Annotated in this window: 16 protein-coding genes; 4 read left to right on the top strand and 12 right to left on the bottom strand. The window is 57.8% G+C overall.

Annotation, left to right across the window (positions count from 1 at the left end; translation table 11 throughout):
- Positions 1–53: 53 nt before the first annotated feature.
- From ACI6S0_RS20655 to ACI6S0_RS20630, 6 genes are all read right to left on the bottom strand, one after another.
- Positions 54–2,273: an amylo-alpha-1,6-glucosidase gene (locus ACI6S0_RS20655; RefSeq protein ID WP_279728214.1), complete on the bottom strand. Its 2,220-nt coding sequence runs from the start codon at positions 2,271–2,273 to the stop codon at positions 54–56.
- 8 nt (positions 2,274–2,281) lie between these two features.
- On the bottom strand, positions 2,282–3,376 hold the full coding sequence (locus ACI6S0_RS20650) for a glycosyltransferase family 4 protein (RefSeq protein ID WP_279728216.1): 1,095 nt from the start codon (positions 3,374–3,376) through the stop codon (positions 2,282–2,284).
- A 160-nt stretch (positions 3,377–3,536) separates the two neighbouring features.
- Complete coding sequence (locus ACI6S0_RS20645; RefSeq protein ID WP_279728218.1) at positions 3,537–3,737, bottom strand: hypothetical protein; 201 nt, start codon at positions 3,735–3,737, stop codon at positions 3,537–3,539.
- Positions 3,738–3,794: 57 nt separating this feature from the next.
- Positions 3,795–4,511, bottom strand: coding sequence for a Crp/Fnr family transcriptional regulator (locus ACI6S0_RS20640; protein ID WP_279728272.1), 717 nt, complete (start codon positions 4,509–4,511; stop codon positions 3,795–3,797).
- A gap of 387 nt (positions 4,512–4,898) precedes the next feature.
- On the bottom strand, positions 4,899–5,189 hold the full coding sequence (locus tag ACI6S0_RS20635; RefSeq protein WP_010337908.1) for a hypothetical protein: 291 nt from the start codon (positions 5,187–5,189) through the stop codon (positions 4,899–4,901).
- 58 nt (positions 5,190–5,247) lie between these two features.
- Positions 5,248–5,799 carry a type 1 glutamine amidotransferase domain-containing protein gene (locus tag ACI6S0_RS20630; protein ID WP_279728220.1) on the bottom strand — a complete coding sequence of 184 codons (552 nt, stop codon included), beginning with the start codon at positions 5,797–5,799 and terminating at the stop codon, positions 5,248–5,250.
- Positions 5,800–6,030: 231 nt separating this feature from the next.
- Between ACI6S0_RS20630 and ACI6S0_RS20625 the strand changes: the two genes are divergently transcribed.
- Positions 6,031–6,681: a sigma-70 family RNA polymerase sigma factor gene (locus ACI6S0_RS20625; RefSeq protein ID WP_434404190.1), complete on the top strand. Its 651-nt coding sequence runs from the start codon at positions 6,031–6,033 to the stop codon at positions 6,679–6,681.
- 204 nt (positions 6,682–6,885) lie between these two features.
- Here the strand turns inward: ACI6S0_RS20625 and amyA are convergent, their stop codons facing one another.
- The gene (gene amyA / locus ACI6S0_RS20620; protein WP_434404189.1) at positions 6,886–8,364 is read right to left on the bottom strand and encodes an alpha-amylase; all 1,479 of its coding nucleotides are present in this window, start codon (positions 8,362–8,364) and stop codon (positions 6,886–6,888) included.
- A gap of 242 nt (positions 8,365–8,606) precedes the next feature.
- On the opposite strand from amyA, the gene ACI6S0_RS20615 reads away from it, so the two are divergent.
- Positions 8,607–8,867 carry a hypothetical protein gene (locus ACI6S0_RS20615; RefSeq protein ID WP_004209582.1) on the top strand — a complete coding sequence of 87 codons (261 nt, stop codon included), beginning with the start codon at positions 8,607–8,609 and terminating at the stop codon, positions 8,865–8,867.
- Positions 8,868–8,961: 94 nt separating this feature from the next.
- On the opposite strand, the gene ACI6S0_RS20610 is transcribed toward ACI6S0_RS20615, so the two are convergent.
- The 5 genes from ACI6S0_RS20610 to ACI6S0_RS20590 form a co-directional block, all read right to left on the bottom strand.
- Complete coding sequence (locus ACI6S0_RS20610) at positions 8,962–9,315, bottom strand: response regulator (protein WP_004209581.1); 354 nt, start codon at positions 9,313–9,315, stop codon at positions 8,962–8,964.
- A complete protein-coding gene (locus ACI6S0_RS20605) occupies positions 9,308–12,733 on the bottom strand; it encodes a chemotaxis protein CheB (protein ID WP_434404187.1) in 3,426 nt (1,141 codons plus the stop codon). Before ACI6S0_RS20605 ends, ACI6S0_RS20610 begins: the two co-directional genes overlap by 8 nt.
- A complete protein-coding gene (locus tag ACI6S0_RS20600) occupies positions 12,730–13,287 on the bottom strand; it encodes a PAS domain-containing protein (RefSeq protein ID WP_063141486.1) in 558 nt (185 codons plus the stop codon). Before ACI6S0_RS20600 ends, ACI6S0_RS20605 begins: the two co-directional genes overlap by 4 nt.
- A 130-nt stretch (positions 13,288–13,417) precedes the next feature.
- Positions 13,418–13,912: a nucleoside deaminase gene (locus ACI6S0_RS20595; protein ID WP_004209576.1), complete on the bottom strand. Its 495-nt coding sequence runs from the start codon at positions 13,910–13,912 to the stop codon at positions 13,418–13,420.
- 182 nt (positions 13,913–14,094) lie between these two features.
- The gene (locus ACI6S0_RS20590) at positions 14,095–16,239 is read right to left on the bottom strand and encodes a catalase (RefSeq protein ID WP_004209575.1); all 2,145 of its coding nucleotides are present in this window, start codon (positions 16,237–16,239) and stop codon (positions 14,095–14,097) included.
- A gap of 239 nt (positions 16,240–16,478) precedes the next feature.
- On the opposite strand from ACI6S0_RS20590, the gene ACI6S0_RS20585 reads away from it, so the two are divergent.
- Positions 16,479–18,308 carry an ATP-binding protein gene (locus ACI6S0_RS20585; protein ID WP_434404185.1) on the top strand — a complete coding sequence of 610 codons (1,830 nt, stop codon included), beginning with the start codon at positions 16,479–16,481 and terminating at the stop codon, positions 18,306–18,308.
- A 161-nt stretch (positions 18,309–18,469) separates the two neighbouring features.
- Positions 18,470–19,318 carry a transglutaminase-like domain-containing protein gene (locus ACI6S0_RS20580; RefSeq protein ID WP_434404184.1) on the top strand — a complete coding sequence of 283 codons (849 nt, stop codon included), beginning with the start codon at positions 18,470–18,472 and terminating at the stop codon, positions 19,316–19,318.
- The last annotated feature ends 11 nt before the right edge of the window (positions 19,319–19,329 follow it).

Raw genomic sequence — 19,329 nt, 5'->3', positions numbered from 1 at the left:
ATAGTCGGCCGCTGCTATCCGGCTCAGCTGTGCGCGGTCCCAGGACTGGCTCATCACGCTATACTGACGATCCTCACCTGACTGTCCCGATGCTGCGGTTTGACGACCACCGTATCTCCCAGCCGCTCAAGCATGATATCCGCCTCAGCCAGGCCCAATGGCAACGCCTTTATGAAAAGGCGGTCGAGAAATGTCGGCAAGGTCGGTTGGCGGAAAATGATTCCGCTGGACGAGACGTCGAACGACAGTCCAAGACTGGCCTGGATCAGCGATAGCGGGGCCGCCGCCGACCATGCCTGGGGGCTGCAAGCGACCGGATAAAAGGTCGGCCCTTGGGAGCGTCGTCGCGGGAAACCGCAGAACAGTTCAGGCAGCCGCATGAGATCGACATAGGTTGCAGCGGCGAAGAGCCCCTCGAATATCTGCGCCGCCTGACGCTGAAAGCCATATCGCGAAAAGCCTGCGGCAATCAGCGCATTGTCGTGCGGCCAGATGGAGCCATTATGATAGCTCATGGGATTGTAGCGTTTTTCGGTCGACGCGATCGTCCTGACACCCCAGCCGGAAAATGAGGCGGGCGCCATCAAGGTTGCCACCACCATGGGCGCGCGCTCTGGCCGAGCCAGGCCCGTGTAAAGGACATGGCCTGCGTTGGAGGAACGAACCCGGCAGGGCTGCTTTTGTCCATCGAGCGCGAGCACATATGTTCCCAGTTCCGCGTCGAAGAACGACGCGTCGAAACGCTGCTGGAGATCGACAGCCCGGGCAAGATAGGTTTCCGAGCGATCCAGATCGCCCATCGCACGATAGATGAGGCTTGCCGCTTGCCACGCGCCATAAACATAGGCTTGAACTTCAGCCAAAGCGATCGGGCCTCTGGCGATGCTGCCATCGGCATGGAAGATGGAATCATGGCTGTCCTTCCAGCCTTGGTTCTGCAGGCCCTGATCCGTCAGGCGTCCATATTCAACGAAGCCGTCGCCATCGCGATCGCCATGAGTGTCGATCCATCGCAATCCAGCCTCGATATTGGGTAACAACCCAGCGAGATATTCAAGGTCCCCGGTGCGCTCCAGATAGGCGCCGGCCAGCATGACGAAAAGCGGCGTGGAATCGATGCTGCCATAATAATGACGGAAAGGCACCTCCCCCAGCTCGGCCATTTCGCCGTGACGTACTTCGTGCAGAATTTTGCCTGGCTCGGCATCAGCGGCCGGGTCGAAATCCGTCGCTTGATGCGCAGCGAGATATCCCAGCACGCCTCGGCTGATGGCCGGGTCCATCCAGATCGTCTGAAGGGCAGTGATCAGGGCATCCCTGCCGAAAACTGTGCTGAACCAAGGGATGCCCGCATAGGGATAAGGCCCAAATTCTGTATCGGTGGAGAGCATCGAGATGTCGGAAACCGAACGCCGCGAAACGGCATTGAACAGGTCATTGGACGATTGCATCGAAGCACCCCGGCGTCGCGCATGCTGAAGCGCACGCATGGCCTCGCGCAGGGATTTTAGAAACAGCTTGGGCAGGGGTTGATCGACCTCATTCTTATGTTCGCAGGAGATACGCGCGAATAATGTGGATCGACTGCCTGGGGCAACAGTGACTTCAAATAGCGCCTGCTCCGCCGTTAGTTGCGCGGGTGCGGGATCAAAATGGAGATGTGTCGAGCGTTCAAGGTCATCGCGTCCTCGATAGCCCAGCAGGACATCGGCGTCTCCCACCTGCGGCTCGTGCATGGTGCCGCGGCGCAATCTGGTCATGCCACGTATCTCGAACAGATCCGCGAAATCGGAAGCGAAGGACAGACCTACCGACACCCGCCGCTCTACAATGTCGAAATTGCGCACAATGATGCGTTCATAGATTGCGCCGTCCCATAGAAAGCGGCTGCGACGCAGGTGGATCAGGTCATGCTCCACCTCTACGCGCCCGTCCTCTCCAAGGAAGTCCGGGTTGGCCAGATCACAGGTCAACATCGCATTGTCGTCCCGCAGCGCCGAACTCAGCAGGATCGGGCGCATGCCATTGACCGTCAGGAATAAGTGCGAAAGATGGCGCGTATCGCGATGGTAGAAACCCTCGGGACTACCAGGCCCGGATATGGCGTCGCCGCTATGATCAAAGACAGCAAAACTGTCTCCATGCTTGAGTGTGCGTGGGCGACGTTCATGCAACGAGGCGGTCGCAGGAATGAAGAACTGGGTTTGCGCCTGCGACAGCGCCTGTCCCCCTGCAATGCCCGAAACCCCTGGCTGCGGTTGGGTCTGCGACATGGCGGCTCCTATGCGACGATCTGCAATTCCGATTCTTCGCCGCGCCGGCGACGCAGCCAGGCTGCGTCGGTGCGCGCACCGGGCAGTCGATGATATAATGCGGCATAATCGGCAGCCATCCTGTCAGCCGTGAACCGTGCGTCGAATACGCCGCGCACCATTTTGCGCTCAAGGTGACGAATTTGTTTCACCGCTTCGACAGCCTCGTCTTCGCTGTCGACGATGAAACCCGAGCGCCCATCCTCTATGACCTCCGGAACCGATCCGCAGCGGAAGGCGATGACCGGCGTTCCGCAAGCCATGGCTTCGATCATCACCAGTCCGAAAGGCTCAGGCCAGTCGATCGGAAACAGCAGGGCGCTCGCACCACCGAGGAAATCGGCTTTCTGTCGCTCGTTGATCTCGCCGATGAAGCGAATATTGGGATATAGTTTGACGAGAGGCGCGATCTCTTCCTCCCAATAGGCGCGATCGACCGCGTCGATTTTCGCCGCAATTCGCAACTCCATGCCGGCTCGGGCTGCGATGCGAATAGCGCGGTCCGGTCTCTTCTCGGGCGAGATACGCCCGAGAAAGGCGAGATAACCTTCATTTTCGCCAAGGCTGGGGGTGAGAAGGTCGGCCGGGAGACCGTGGTAGATGGTCGCGCCCCAATTGACCGGGGGCATGGGTTGCCGTTGATGATCAGAGATCGAAACCAGGCAGTGATCGCCAAAGCAGCGATAGAATGGCGGCAGATCAGGCAGGTCCAGCCGACCATGTAATGTCGTCACGGTGCGTCCAATAAAATCCTGGATCATTGGCAGATGCAGAAGATCTATATGGAAATGGAGCGCATCAAACTCGTCCGCCCGTTGCCGCACCGCATCAAGCATCATCATATGATAGGGGATCGTGTCGACGATGCCCGGGGTCAGTCGCAGCGCCGCCGGCGTGATCGGAACAAGCTCGGCCGAAGTCTGCGAATCGCCGCTGGCGAACAGGGTCACGTCGTGCCCCTGATCCACCAAAGCTTCGGTGAGATAGGAGACGATCCGTTCGGTACCCCCGTAAAGCTTGGGCGGTACACTTTCAGCCAGGGGAGCGATTTGAGCGATCTTCATGCGGCTATCCTCTAACGGAGATAGGCCTCGTTCCCCCCTCAGCACACGAGCCGCAAAATAAAGCCGCATCGATGGTTAAAGTTGCATTGCGGAAACAATAAAATAAAGAGCAAACCCGAAACGATCTGAAATATTGATCTAAATTAATAAGATTTCATCTTTAGTCTTCCGCAAAATCTTGAGTTTGTCCTTTTTCCAGCTGTTCGCGTGCCAGTTCTGCGGCCCGCAACAGGGAAAGACCCGTCCCCTCCGCTGCACTGGCTGTCAGCGTTATTGCGATGCCGTTAGGACCATCCAGCATGATCAATCCAGCGTGGGCTGAGGCAATGCCAGCTTCTTCATGAATACCCGGGGTTGGCATATCTTCTTCGCTCCTTCTCCAGGCCCCGACAACGACAGGCTGGCAAGGGCGGTTCCGTCAATTCTGCTCTTCGAGGAAAAGGTAAGCAGGATCAAATTCGCCCAACCGCTCCAGGCCTTTTCGATCGCGAATTTCAACCTCCTGGCGATGCATCGCCAGGAGGTTGCGGTCTTTGAGATCCCGCAGCATCCGGTTCATATGAACGGACGTAATTCCGCACGCCTCTCCCAGATCGGCCTGCGTCATCGGAAGGGTGAAATGCGATCCATCGCTTCGACCGATCGCGCGCAATCTCGCTTCCGTCTCGCAGAAGAAATGGCTGACCCTCGCGATCGCATCGAGACGGCCGAGGCGAAATATCCATTCGCGATGCATCGCAGCATCAAGGAGCGTGCTGAACCAAAGCAATTTCGTGAGCGCCGGGCGCGTCGCAACAAGGTGATCGAGCGCAACGTGGGGCACCAACGCTACCCGACAGGCGGTCAAGGTCGCGAGGTCATGATCAAGATGACCAAGCGGGTAGCCATGAAGGTCGACGAAGTCGCCGGCCACATGCACTGCAACAAGCTGCCGTTCTCCCTGCCGGTCATCCATGTATCGGCACATCACGCCTTCGAGGAGATAGGTGCTGGTGGTGATATTTTGATCGCGAGAGATGAAGGTCTTGCGAGGAGGCAGGTTTCGCACGTCAGCTACCGCAGCTTCAAGCGCTTCGAGATCCTGGGCACTCAGGAGGTCACGCCTTCGACCTCGCAGAAAGTCGGCAAACACCATCATCATGTCCAGCATTGCAAAAATGGATGAGCAACGCATTCGCACATCACCCGACAAGGGTCGAGTGCTAAGCATCACTCACGCTTCGCACAAGCGATCCTGCCGAGATCCGAGCGAACTGGATCGCTGTCGCCGCGGTCAAAAGGTCACCGGTGCATCACGCGGGAGTCGCATCGAAAGCCAGATACTAAAAACCCTGCATCTTTCGATGCAGGGCTAGGGGGGCCGCAAGTCAATGACTTACCGCATGATAACTTCTCAATGTCCGATTTGTATCCGAAGAAATGCGCTCACTCGAAATTTTCTGGTCAAGCTGCACGCAGGCAGTCACACCTTCCCTAAAGATCGCGCTGCCTTGGTCATTCGCAAGCTCCAGCGCGTCTCTCTTCAGGAGGCGTCCGGACTCCCGCTATCAGTCCGCTTTCGCGTATGTTTGTAGCTCACCGCAGGGCTATTCGTCGCCATGGATGGTTTTGTCCTGCAGGCAGATTGCGCATTTTGCGCCACCGTTTTTTCGAAGGTCCGCTTGAGCAGCCAACCCACCGCGAAGGTGACTGTCGCAGTGACAGCGGCACGCGCTGCGGTTTCCGCAATTCCGATCTTCACCGCGTCCTGCATCGCCTCATCACGGGACTGGCCAAATGCCCGACCCTGAATGGCCTTTTTACGAAAAATCATCGACCCTCACCCTGTTGAAAAATTGGCGGCCGCTGTCCGCCGCCGTTCCAGAAAACGTTCAACGCGATGACGCGTTTGCAAATGCGTCGACGAGTGCAGCACAAAATGCCGGCAGATCATCAGGACTGCGACTGGTGATACACTGACCGTCGATCACGACTTCCTCATCCACCCAATGACCGCCGGCATTTTCGATGTCCGTCCTGATCGAAGGATAAGAGGTAAGCGAATGACCGGGGGCTATCTTGGCTTCGATCAAAAGCCAGGGCGCATGACAAATAGCCCCGATCGGTTTACCCGCATCGAAAATTGCCTCGACAAAGGATATCGCTTCGCGGCTGGCACGCAATTTGTCAGCACCCACACTGCCACCGGGAATGACCAGGCCATCGAAAGATGCAGGATCTGCTTCATAGAAGGTCATGTCGACGGCATATTCGCCACCGGGATCAAGATCATGAACATTGGTGCGTGCCTGGCCAGATTGAAGGCCGATCACTTGAACGCGCGCACCCGCCCTCTTTAAGGCGTTCATCGGCTCCAGAAATTCGACTTCTTCCGTACCGCGCGGAGCGATGAGAAGGGCGATCGTGCGGTCGCTGAGCGACATGGCGACTCCTTTGGAAATAGTTTTTCTGACTGGGTTAGATGAGGGGGTAACGGCCAGAGGCCCTGCAGGATCCGATCGCCCCGTAAACATGCGCCTCGCACCGGCTTGCCATGGCCGACAGGCGGCTGGCGCAGAGGCGGACAGGTCTTCGCCCCGCCGACCCCAGCGGAACAGATCGTCAACCACCCCGTTTTCAGACACAGCGCTACATCATCGTCACGAAGGGCCTGTATGACGGCAACGCAAATCGCCGAGACTCCGCACAAGCTGACTGACACAGCATTCAAGCGGGAACTCACGCTGGTCCTGCCGCAACTCAGAGCTTTTGCCCGCAGTCTGTGTGGTGATCGCGATCTTGCCGACGACCTGGTCCAGGAAACCATGCTGAAATCTTGGAGCGCGCGGGGGCGGTTCATAACCGGCACCAATTTTCGTGCATGGACGTTCACTATCCTTCGCAATCACTATTTCAGCCTCAGCCGGCGCAGCAAATTTGTCGGGGCGTGGGACGATCTTGTCGCAGACAGACTACTTGCCGCGCCCCCGGAACAGTTGAAGATTGTCGAGCTATCCGATGTCGTGCGCGCTCTTGCGCAGGTTCCCGTCCCTCAACGTGAGGCACTCATATTGGTCGGGGCGGGTGGCTTTTCCTACGAGGAAGCCGCGACCATCATGGGCACTGCGATCGGCACGGTCAAAAGCCGCGTTGCTCGTGCTCGCACCGCGCTCGAAGCTTTGATCAACGATGGCCAATTAGCCCAGTCCCGATCGGAATTCGAAGCCGATGAGAATGTGACAAACCTGTTTTCTGTCATCGATGCCATTGAAGATCGACAGCCGGCTGGAGAGCCGGGTGAGGCCATGACCCGTCTCGTTGCCTGAAGGGCTGCATTCACTTGGCGGGGCGATGCAGAACGCGCTTATCCGTCTGCGACGACTCGCCAGAGTTACGCTGACCGCCATCGCGCCGATCCTGAACCGGCGCCGCCAGCCTCTCGGTTCGTTCGAGATGCACCTTGTCCTGTATTGAAAGAAATAGGCTGCCAGAAGAGTCGAAGGCCAAGAAGGCAAATTACGGAAATTGCGTTATGTGCGAACCCAAAGACTGATCGAGCCGCCGGGCACCTTAAGGATGATGCTTCCGTTTTCATCAGCGATTATCTCTTCAGCATGATGGCCCAGAAAATCATGGAAAGATGCCCCTGCATGCTCCGGTCCGAGCTGGACCGATTTGCTCGCCTCTTCGCCATTCGACACAAGCAGGACACATCCTGGCTGATCCTGGGTGCCATGGCGTATGACACCGACACAATGTGGATCATCAAACAGATCGCTTTGCGGTCCATGGGCATAGAGTTGCCGTGCTCTGAGCAACTGAGGCAGACATGCCACCGGCTCGATGACGATCTCATGCGCGTGCCCATCGCCACCTTGATCGGCATATCGTGCGCCGAAAAGATCGGGATAGAAGATGCATGGGGTGCCCTGTTCGCGGATCAGGATCAAGGCATAGGCCAGGGGTTTGAACCAATCCTCCACGGGTGCTTCAAGAGCCTGGAGCGGTTGGGTGTCGTGATTGCCGACGATCGTTACCGCATGATCCGGGGCGGCATGCAGCAGCGAACCATCGAAGATCGTTCGCAGGTCAAAATCGCCGCCGGCTCGGGCCGCATCGTGAAAACGATGGAGAAGGCCGACATCGAAAAGCATGAGTTGTCGATCGACCATGTCCAGATATGCTTGCAGGACCGTCATGTCGGGATGCCAATATTCGGCGACGACAAACAGCGCGTCGCCGACGCTTTCGCGCATGTGCCCTACCCAATCGCGGAAAAACCATGCAGGGATATGCTTGGCTGCATCGAGACGGAATCCGTCACAAGGCAGTTGATCAGCCAGCCATCTGCCCCAATATTTGAGCTCTTCATAGACCGCCCGGTTCCGAAACTCGACGTCTGATCCCATCAGATAGTCAAAATTGCCCTTTTCGTCGTCGACCTCGATATTCCATTCCCCATCACCATATCCATTGACGAGCCGGAACACGCCATCTTCATCCGGTTCTTCAATATGGTCGACGCCGGTGAAGCATCTGGCATCCCAGACAAACTCTGAATAGCGCCCCTGGCGTCCAGGGAAAACGTAGCGGGTCCAGGCGCGAGCCTGGAATGCTTGGTCTTCCACTTCGTCCCGATTATCGGGATTGGCCCTGCGAACATGGACCGTTTCCATCTCGTCCGCGCCCATTTTATGATTGAAGACAACGTCATGAATGACGCCAAGGCCAACGTCGTGCAGCGCATGCGCCGCCCGTTCCAGCGCGGCGCGATCACCATATTTGGTGGCTATGGATCCTTTTTGATCGAATTCGCCCAGGTCAAAAAGATCATAGCTGTCATAGCCTACGGAATAGCCGCCTGCAGCCCCTTTATAGGCCGGGGGTAGCCAGACGTCCGTCACACCCAACTCCTTGAGATCCTCCGCTTTTTGAGCGACCTCGTCCCAGAGCTGGCCTCCATCAGGATAGTACCAGTGGAAAAACTGAAGCAGCGTGCGTCCGGCCATGAAAGCTCCCGTTCCAACATAAGTCGCTGCCGCTAAACGAGCGCATGGGACAGGAGTTGCAGAGGCCGAATTGCTTGCCGATTTTGCGCGGGGCGCTTCGCGACGGCTGCACAAATTCGAGCCATAGAAAGCGTGTGCCGCTTGCTCATGATTCCCGTTTGGGGGCTGCAAGAGGAGAAAATCCGGAACCACGTCGCTCCACGGGAGATTAGAGCGACTATGGAGAAGTGAGAGGAAGCATCATGTGGATATTCATCCTGGCTATCGCGGCAGCCGCGCAGCCGCAGGCCACGACTATGCAAGGCAATGGTCACCACGCGAATGATGCGCGGCGCACGCAGGAGGAGCAGTCCAAAAACCAGCCGATCCACGGTCAGGAGGCGCAGCCCGACGACCGCGCCCTGGGCGAACGGTCGGGACCTGAGGAGGATCGGAATGCTGACGGAGCCTTGATGCCCGGCGCGCCAGGAACGAACAATCCGACCATCCCCGACGACGCCTGAAAATCTCCGCCTTCAGGGACATCTTGCGACGGCCTGAGGCGCGTGGTCAGGTGCTGCGCGGAAATGGTGGCGGAGCGCTACGCAAAAATTGGGCTCATTCGGCGAGTAGCTCGAGTATCGTATCTCTCAGGGCCGCGGGCGAACAGGGCTTCTCACACACCGCAGCCTTGGAATATCGCCGTTTGAGATCCGATGCGTCGGCATGCCCGGAATGGAATATGATCGGAACGCCCGCTTTTTCGAGCAAATCAGCCGCCGGAAAGACCTCGCCATCCTGCAAACGCACGTCGAGCACAGCGCAGGACGGCAGTTGCGCAGTGACCGCCGCGACAGCATCCTTGACAGAGATGTAGGGGCCGTCGACCGAAAAGCCCTGAGCTTCAATGATGTCCTGTACATCGAAGGCAACAAGGAGCTCGTCTTCAACCAGCATGATCGTCTTAGGCATCGGCCAGAACCTTGTCCGGCAGGGTAAGGCTTATCGTGAACATGTCGTCGCTAATATCTCTTTCCACATGCCCGCCCAATTGTCGGGATGATGTCTGGACCAGCAGGGTGCCAAATCCGCTCCCAACGTCGCCATCCTCGCTCAGCGCGTCCCTGCGCGTTTCGCTCCACGTCAACTGGAGGTCATGGTCAAGTTTCCAAACGATGTTCAATCTCCCATCGGAGGCCCCCAGAGCCCCATATTTGACCGAATTGGTCGCCCATTCATGCAGCATCAACGCCAGGGACGAGAGGCAGGAACGCGCGATGAGGATTTCAGGTCCACAGATCGAGATTGCTGCATGATCCCGATAGGGTTCGATGGTTGTCCGAACCAACTCTTCCAGATTGATGGCCTGTACTTCCCCCGTTGGCGAAGCAAGCGAATGCGCGCGTCCCAGGGCTGCAATACGCTCCCTCAGATCGGCGGCGTAAGCACGCACATCATCATGAATTCGCGCGCCAGCGGAGACCATTCCGCCCACGATCGCAAAAAGATTCTTCACGCGATGATTCATTTCGCGGAGCATCAGTTCACGCGTCTCGGCGAGCATATATTCCGACGTTACATCGATAGAAACGCCGACCAGATGACGGACTGAGCCATCGCTCACGATCCTGCCGAAACTCTTGATGCGGCGCGCCTGGCCGTCTTGGATGACTCGATAGCTTGCTTCGAAATCGCCCCCTTGCGCGATCACTTCTGCCAACGCTGCATCGAAAGCTTCACGGTCGTCGGGATGCAGTCGCGCCAGGCGCCGGTCACCATCGGTTGAAGCGATGTCGGGCGCTATTCCCAGGATGGAACGCCCATGGTCATCGATGATCGCCTCGCCCGTGTCGACATTATATTCCCATGTTGCAACGCCACCTGCCCGAATGGCCATCCCAAGGCGCTCACGTTCGGCCGCAAGATCGCGCTCGAGAGACAATGCGTCAGTAATGTCCGTCAGGACGAGCGTCGCGCCGTCCGTCGATCCGCTCTGGGTTCTGTAAGGCAATGTTCGAAGCGAAAGGGTTCTCGCGCCATCGCGGGTCGTGACACGCCGCTGGATTACGGGATGCCCCTCTGTCACGGACCGTGCATCATCAAGATAGAGCGTCCCTGCAAGGCGTGACGTGACATCCTCCAATGGCCGTCCGCGGTCGCTGGGCTGAAGCGGGAAAAGCGCCGTCGCAGCTTCGGTATAGCTTCTGATCTGAAGTTTTCCATCGAGCACAATCACTGCCAGATCGGTCGACTCGAAGAAATTTCGAAGGTCGGAATTTGCAACAGTCAGCTGGTCAACTTTTGACTTCAGCTCATCATTTACGGTCGTGAGCTCCTCGTTGGTGGACTGAAGCTCCTCATTCATCGACATCATTTCTTCGTTGGAGCTTTTCAGTTCCTCATTCGCCGTCTCCAATTCTTCGACAGCGGTACGCAGGCGGTGCCGCGTGACACGAAGCTCGTCCTCCAACGCATCGAGATGATCATCGCTTGCGTCCAGTTCGCCGACATCCTGATCAAGCGCTGGGCGGAAAGGCGCCGTGTCGCGGAAAACGAAAAGCAGCGTGCCATCGGCCAGTGGATCGCAGATGACATCGATCTGCTGCATGCCATATTCGGACATGACCTGCACATCACGCGCAACGACCCGCTTTCGACTGTCGCGCGCTTCGCGCAGTAGCGGCCCAAGAACGTTGCGAAGCCCAGCGCGGGCGAGACCAATCGCGCTCGAGCCTCCCGTCCGTGTGACCGGAAAATCAAAATAGCGGCCGAGCCGACCATAGGCAGAGATGATGGCGCCATCCTGATCTAGCACAAGACTAGCGGGCGTATAGCGCTCGACGAGGCGACGAACCGCTATGGTCTCATCGCTTGCCGACCGACCCGACGGCCTGTTGCCGGAACCTGTTGCGGGTTGATCGCGGAGCCTGCCGCCACCCGGCAGATCGATCGGATAATTGGGTGGCCCAGGCGCGCGTTGGAAAAGGCGCGCCTGCTGATCGATCGCCGGGAAGAGATGCTCGAATCTCCCGACGCTTTCGGACGGTCCAAGAAACAGATATCCATTTGGCCGAACAGCATAATGCAGGATCGGCATGACCGTTTGCTGCAGCCGATCATCGAAATAGATGAGAAGATTGCGACAGGAGACCAGATCGATGCGCGAGAAGGGCGGATCCTTGACCAGGCTATGACTGGAGAAGCGGATCATGTCCCGCAATTGGGGAACGATCGTGAATCTTTCTGCGTGAGGGATCGCATATTGCTCGCGCAGCGCCAGCGGAATATCTGCAAGCGCAGACGCAGGATATACTCCTTCGCGCGCAATCTGCAGCATCTGCTCATCAATATCCGTAGCGAAGATCTGCACGGATGCCGGCAGAATATTTCGTTTGCGAGCAGCTTCGGCGAAGAGCATCGCAACGCTGTAGGCTTCCTCGCCAGAGGAGCAGCCTGGAACCCATACCCTGATTTCCTCGCCATCGGCCTGATCGACCAGCGGCTCGATAACCGTGATCCTCAGACGCTCGAACAGATCTGCGTCCCGGAAAAATCGGGTGACGTTGATCAGGAGATCACGAAACAGCGCTTCACATTCGTCCCTGTCGCTTTTTATCCGCGAAAGATAGCTGTGGCCCGACGTGATCCCCAGCACATGCATGCGCCGTTCGACCCTCCTGATAAGGGTCGTGCGCTTGTAACCCGAAAAATCATGGCCCACCGCAGTCCGCAGGGTCTTGCACAGATCATCGACATGATCGGCGACCAGCGCAGCTTCCCGTTCGGGTGTTTCGGCCGTGGCACGGTGCTGGAAAAATCCTTCCAGACATTGAATTATCTCGCTTGGACGTTTGACGAAATCGACCAGTCCGGTTCCCACAGCAGACAGCGGCATGCCATCATATTTTGCCGTTTCAGGATCCTGCACGACACACAGCCCGCCATTTTCCTTCACGGCACGCAAGCCCATGGTCCCGTCAGCGCCGGTACCTGAAAGTATGACGCAGGCGGCGTCCGCCTGCTTGTCCGACGCCAGGGAGATGAAGAAATCATCTATCGGTCTGCGAAGACCGCGGGGCTGCGCGAAGTCGGTCAGTTCCAACATGCCCTGCCGTATGACCAGGCCGCGACCGGGAGGGATGATGTAAACCTTGTCCGCCTCTATCTGCTCACCACCCTCGCACTGGAGAACTTCCAGGGTCGTGTGGCGGTCCAGCAATTGCGCCAGCATGCTCTCATGATTGGGATCAAGATGCTGAACGATGACGAAGGACATGCCGGTCTGGCCACGGGCTGACGCCAGCATTTCGCGCAGGGCCTCAAGCCCGCCCGCCGAAGCGCCGATGCCCACGATCGGCAACCGGCTGGGGTTAGCTGTCTCACCGCTCAAAGGAAATCGCCATTGTCCAGATCGGACAATATGAGCTTGGCCTGCGCTATGGTGGCCACCGTATTCGCGATTGTCATCAGCGAACCTTCAACCACGATCCCGCTTTCCGCGAGGACCGGACTCAATCGGTCAAGCGTACGCTCAAGGTCGAGATCATAATCCGCCAGTCGATCCGGCTGGGTGCGACTGACATCGAATTGAGACGCAAAAATATAGCGCACCTGGCCCGACTGAGCGCGAAGTTTCGTCATGTAGAGAAGATTGACGAAGGGGCGCCCGTCCTTCCGGAAATTGACGATGGACGTCCGCACGTTCGCCTGCCCATCGTCCTGGAGGAAAGACCGTATCTGCGCGCGGGCCTCTTCATTCCGGCTGCGTCCCTGCAAGAACCTGCAATTGCGGCCGACGATCTCGCTCGTCGCATAGCCGGTAAGGTTCCTGAAGCCCTCATTCGTCAACAGCAGCTCATGATCGCCCTCTGCGCGGCCGAGCGACAAAGCCACAGGCGAGCTGTCAAAATAGGTTGCCAGCTGCTCTGGGAGGATTGCGCGCATCAGAACTCCGTAAGTTGATCCGCACGCACAACGCCCGGCCCTTTCATCGGCTCCGCGATACCCTTGGCTTATCGTCGAAACAAGCCGACCCGATTGAGCCATGCCGCCATCTGGGCAGAAAATGATGATGTTATAGGTTGGCCTGTTCCTCCTCCGAAAGATCTGCGTCAGGCGGGTAGTAAAGTTCAGCGCATTCCGCGCGCAGGCATCCCCCCTCTATCGAGATATCATCGCGATAGGCTTCTGCTACGAAATCCAGCGTGTCGACATGCCTTGCCTCGAAATACATCTGATGAACATCATGCCTTCCAGCGCCGTAAACGACCCTTCCGACCTTTGCCCAGATCGATGCCATCGTGCACATTCCACATGGCTGAAGCGTCGAATAAAGCGTTGCGCCGCGCAGCTCCATGTCACCGCTATTCTCGCAACCGCGTCTGATCGCCATCATTTCTGCATGGGCTGTCGCGTCGGGCAACTCCTGAGTCTGATTGCGTTCGCCGGCTATCATCCTCCCATCCAGCACGATCACGCAGCCCAGAGGGGAGGTTGAAGGATCAGACCCTTTTGAACGCGCAATCGCGATAGCCTCGCGCATCCATGCTTCGTCTTCGGGCTGAATCATTTGGTCCTCCTCGTCCTGACGCGTTCCTCAGGACTGCTAAGATGTTGGCGCCGCGCACCGACCTCATGTCGGCGCCAGCTGCTTTGGATGTGCAAACGAAATGAATCTGTCGTCCCGGACAGCTCAGCACAGAATTGTCCGCATGCGCACTAATGGCGCGCATGCGGACTTATTAGCTGATCTCAGGCGAGATCGCGGATTTTCGGCTCTCGCGCCCAGTGCCGCTTGGGGCCCTTGTCCAGCAGCATCTCGTTTGGAATGACGCCATCGTCCTTTTCCACCCCCGCTTTGTCGAGGATGATCTGCGTGCCGGGGCAATGGGCGATGGTCTTGCAGTGGCCATAGGCGTCCATGAACCATTGGACCGCAGCGCCTTGCTTCGACAATATTTCCGCGCTTTGCGGCATCAGCACGGAGGCAATCGCATCGAACAGCACGGAGGGCGAGCCATCGAGCTTGCCGTCCGCTTCGAGCGTTCCGCCCTTGACCTTGAGGGGACCAATCTTGGGCGCAACCAGAAAGACGCTGCCGCCTGCTTTCTCCACGCCCGTCTTGAGCTTCTCTACCATCGCCTTGTCGGAGCCTTCGGCAAACAGAATTCCGACCTTGCGGCCGGCGAAGCCATCCTTGGCATTCTTCTGGATAGAAAGAGCGTCGGAGATGGGCATCTCCACAAGGTCTCGGGCTGCTGGCGCCTTTTCAGGCAGAGCGATCGACAGCCCGTCGGCGACTCGTTGCGCCAGATCCTCGTCAATGTTGCGCAGACGCGAGAGAACCCGAAGCCGCACATGAGGCATCACCACCTTCGACAACTCGAAGACAATGGCCGATGCGATGTGCGCCTGTTCATTCTCGGTCTGCGACAGATAGAACATCCGCGCCTGACTATAATGATCGGCAAATGTTTCGGCACGTATCCGCATCTTGTCAGTGGGATCGTTGCGTTCTCCATTATCGCTAAAGGATGTGAAGCCGGTTTCGGGCGCAACGCGTGGACCACTATCCTCGCCAGCCTCGTTCAGGCTGTTCGGCTCGTAATTGGCGCGCCCCTTGGGGACCAGCGTCTGCATCAACCCGTCGCGCTGCATATTGTGGAAGGGGCATTTGGGCGCATTGATCGGGATCTGATGGAAGTTGGTCGTTCCCAAACGCGACTTTTGCGTATCGAGATAAGAGAAAAGCCGCCCCTGCAGCAGGGGGTCATTCGTGAAGTCGATGCCTGGAATGACGTTGCTGGGCAGGAAGGCCACCTGCTCTGTCTCGGCAAAGAAATTGTCGACATTGCGATTGAGCGTGAGGCGCCCGATGATCTCGACAGGAATATCCTCTTCCGGGATCAGCTTGGTTGCATCCAGCACATCATAGGGCTGTTCTGCCGCCCAAGCCTCATCGAAAATCTGCACGCCCAGGTCCCAGGCGGGATAATCGCCGCTGGCAATGGCTTCGTACAGATCGCGGCGATGAAAATCGGGGTCGGCGCCTGCCGTCTTGACAGCCTCGTCCCAGACCTGGGACGCAACGCCCAGAACCGGCTTCCAGTGGAACTTCACGAACTTGCCGTCGCCGTCTTGATTGATGAAGCGGAAGCTGTGGACGCCAAATCCTTCCATCATCCGCAGCGAACGAGGAATGGCCCGATCGGACATGGCCCACATGATCATGTGCATGCTCTCGGGCATGAGCGACACAAAATCCCAGAAGGTGTCATGGGCGCTCGCAGCCTGGGGATAGCCCCGATCCGCTTCCATTTTCACCGAATGGATCAGGTCAGGAAATTTCATCGCATCCTGAATGAAGAATACCGGGATGTTGTTGCCGACCAGGTCCCAGTTGCCGGCTTCCGTGTAGAATTTCACAGCAAAGCCGCGCACATCGCGCGGTGTATCAACGGAACCCGCGCCACCGGCCACAGTGGAGAAACGAACGAACACAGGGCAGCTCGCACCCTTCTTCTGGAAAATGCTCGCTTTGGTCACATCGGGAATGGCCTTGGTGCACTCGAAAATCCCATGGGCGCCAGAGCCGCGTGCATGGACGATCCGTTCAGGGATGCGTTCATGGTCAAAATGGAAGATTTTCTCGCGCAGTACGAAATCTTCCAGCAGCGTGGGACCGCGGGCGCCGGCCTTCAGACTATTCTGATTGTCTGCGATCCGATGCCCGAAATTGTCTGTCAGGGCATCACCGGAGCGCTCATCCTGCAACCTCTGCTGCGTCTCTCCGCCTTCTCCGACCATCGTCTCATAATCGGGACTTCCAGCTCCGGGCTGGTGATCGGCAAGACCATTTTCCAGAGCAGCATCACTTTTGGGACCCGAAACGGCCATATCAATTCTCCCTGACGCGCATGATAGGCTGCGATTGTCGCAGCAGACAGACCTCTAACCGGAAGCGGGAGGCTGGGTTCCGGCGGGAGGCGAGAAGATGTCCAGGACCAATCTGGATCAATATGAATCTTAGATAGCGACCGCGCGGCACTGGGGCGCGTGATGTCTGCGGCCAGAACTCACCGGAACTTTTCGTGCATATGCCTCTTTTGGCGTGAAGCGCGGCCGATGATGGCGGCATGGGAGCGATGATGACTGTCACATATCGTGGGCCGCAGATATTGCCGCGTGGGTCGCAAGTTCAGGGCCCGGCCAGGGAACCGTCCGATATCGAGTTGCTTCACGCGATCAGCGTTACGCTCATCGCCGAGAATGATCGGTTCGAACTCTATGGCAAGATCGTGGAGGCCGCTGTTGCCATCACCGGCTCCCAGTTCGGGACGATGCAACTCCTTTGCCCCGCCGATGACCCTTCGGGACATGGGGGGCAACTCCAGTTGCTGGCGCACAGAGGCTTGCCGGCAGAAGCGGTCGGGTTCTGGCAGTGGGTCAGTCCAGCAGCCTACAGCAGTTGCTCGCTAGCCCTGAAAATGGGTCAGCGCGCCATTGTTCCTGATTTCGAGAAATGGGCCGATATCGCCGGGACTGCCGACCTCGATGCGTTTCGCGCCGCGGGCATCCGCTCGGCTCAGACCACGCCGCTTCTCTCGCGCACCGGCCGCTTGCTCGGCATGATCTCCACCCATTGGGATCGTCCGCATCATCCTTCCGAGCGGGACCTGCGTCTGCTCGATATCCTCGCCCGGCAGGCCGCAGACCTTCTGGAGCGGACCATTGCGGAAGAACAGCTGCGCCTGCTCAATGACACGCTGGAGGCGCGTGTCGAGGAGCGTTCGCGCGAACTGTCCTCGGCTCAGGATCAGCTTCGCCAACTTCAGAAGATGGAAGCGATCGGGCAACTGACAGGCGGCGTTGCGCATGATTTCAACAATCTTCTCACCATCATCCGTGGGTCCGCCGACCTTCTCGCGACCCGCGAGCTGCCGCGCGAGAAGCAGAAGAAATATATTGATGCCATCTCGGAGACCGCGGACCGTGCGGCGAAGCTGACGAGCCAGCTTCTCGCTTTTGCGCGCCGCCAGGCCCTTCGACCAGAGACGTTCAATGCCGCGCGCAAGGTTGAAGCCGTTGCGGATATGCTTCGAACGGTCGTGGGTTCGCGCATTGCCCTTGTTGTCGACCCGATCTGCACCTCCTGTTTTGTCGAAGTCGATGCGAGCCAGTTCGAAACCGCGCTGATCAACATGGCGGTGAACGCACGCGACGCGATGAACGGAGAGGGACGGATTACCCTGTCGGTGGAAGCGGCCGGATCAATCCCGGCCCGCGGCGGCCTCGCGGCTGCCAGGGGCGATTTCGTCAGGATTTCCGTGACGGATGAGGGTTTGGGCATGAGCGAAGGGCAGATAGAACATATATTCGAGCCATTCTTCACGACCAAGGAGGTGGGCAAGGGTACGGGTTTGGGACTGAGCCAGGTCTATGGCTTTATCAAACAGTCCGGTGGCGAGATCGACGTTGCAAGTCGGTTGGGTATCGGGACGACGTTCAGCCTCTATCTGCCGCGGGCTGCCGCGCCACATTCCCTGGAGGATGTCACGCCGTCAGGACGTTGCGCCATCCAGCATGCGAATATTCTGATCGTCGAGGATAATGAGCCGGTCGGAGACTTCGCTTCGCAGCTCCTCGAGGATCTTGGTTACAAGACGTGGCGTGCGGCCAATGCTCCTGAGGCGATCGCGGTGCTTGAGCGTTCGCACGCCAATATCGATATCGTTTTTTCAGATGTCGTCATGCCCGGGATCGATGGTCTGGAGCTTGGGCGTCATATCCGGGCGCGCTGGCCGGAAATCCCCGTGGTGCTCACCAGTGGCTATAGCCATGTCCTGGCTGATGATAGCCGCCATGGCTTTCCACTTCTGCACAAACCCTATTCGGTGAATGAACTGTCCCGACTGTTGGGAGAGATATGCATCGGCGAAGAACGAAAGCATCAGGCGGTAATATAGCCCCTACGCGGATACCAATTATTGCAAATATAATTGAATAGATCATCTTTTGATCAAATAATGAAGGTTTAACATTTGTCGGATGATTTCTGGGCAAAGAAACCATCGAATGACCTGTAGATTTTCATGTCTAGATCGCGCCTCGAATTGGAAAGGCAGTTATGCTCATTCGTGCTGGCTATGAACTGGTCCTGGAAACCGGTGCTCCTACGCCGTTAATTTCCCTCCTCACGATCCGACCGTCTAGGTTTCCCGATCTTCGCAGCCCCCACAGGATTAGGACAGGCGCGCCGATCCCGACCCATGATTACCGTGACAGCTTTGGCAATATCTGCACACGCATGACCCTGCCGGCAGGGCGCACTACCCTGTCATGTGACTTCACCATTGCCGATAGCGGCCTGCACGATCGCCAAAGTCCATCGGCAGTCCAGCATGAAGTTCGGGATTTGCCCTCGGACGTCCTTATCTATCTCATGGGAAGCCGTTATTGCGAGACCGATCTCCTCTGCCAGAAAGCCTGGTATCATTTCGGCCATATCGCGCCCGGGTGGCAGCGTGTGCAGTCCATTGTCGATTTCGTGCACCAGCATCTGACCTACGGATATCAATATGCGCGATGCACCAGGACCGCTTGGGAGGCATATAATGAGCGGGTTGGCGTATGCCGGGACTTTGCCCATCTTGCAGTGGCCCTATGCCGGTGCATGAACATTCCGGCACGATATTGCAGCGGATATCTTGGCGATATCGGCGTCGATCCGGTTGATGTCCCAATGGATTTCCACGCCTGGTTCGAAGTGTACCTGGGTGGTGAGTGGCACAGTTTCGATGCGCGGCATCATGTCCCTCGCATAGGGCGCATCCTGATGGCGTGCGGACGCGACGCAGCCGATACCGCTTTGACCACGGCGTTCGGTCCGATGCGACTGGCCTCGTTCAAGGTTCATACTGATGAGGTGATCCAGACCGGACAGCATGTCGCCACCCCGCTGACCATCGCCGCCTGACAAGGTCCCGT

The organism is Sphingobium sp. DN12, assembly GCF_051058005.1.
Lineage (GTDB): Bacteria > Pseudomonadota > Alphaproteobacteria > Sphingomonadales > Sphingomonadaceae > Sphingobium > Sphingobium yanoikuyae.
This window is presented reverse-complemented; position numbering and strand designations above follow the sequence as displayed.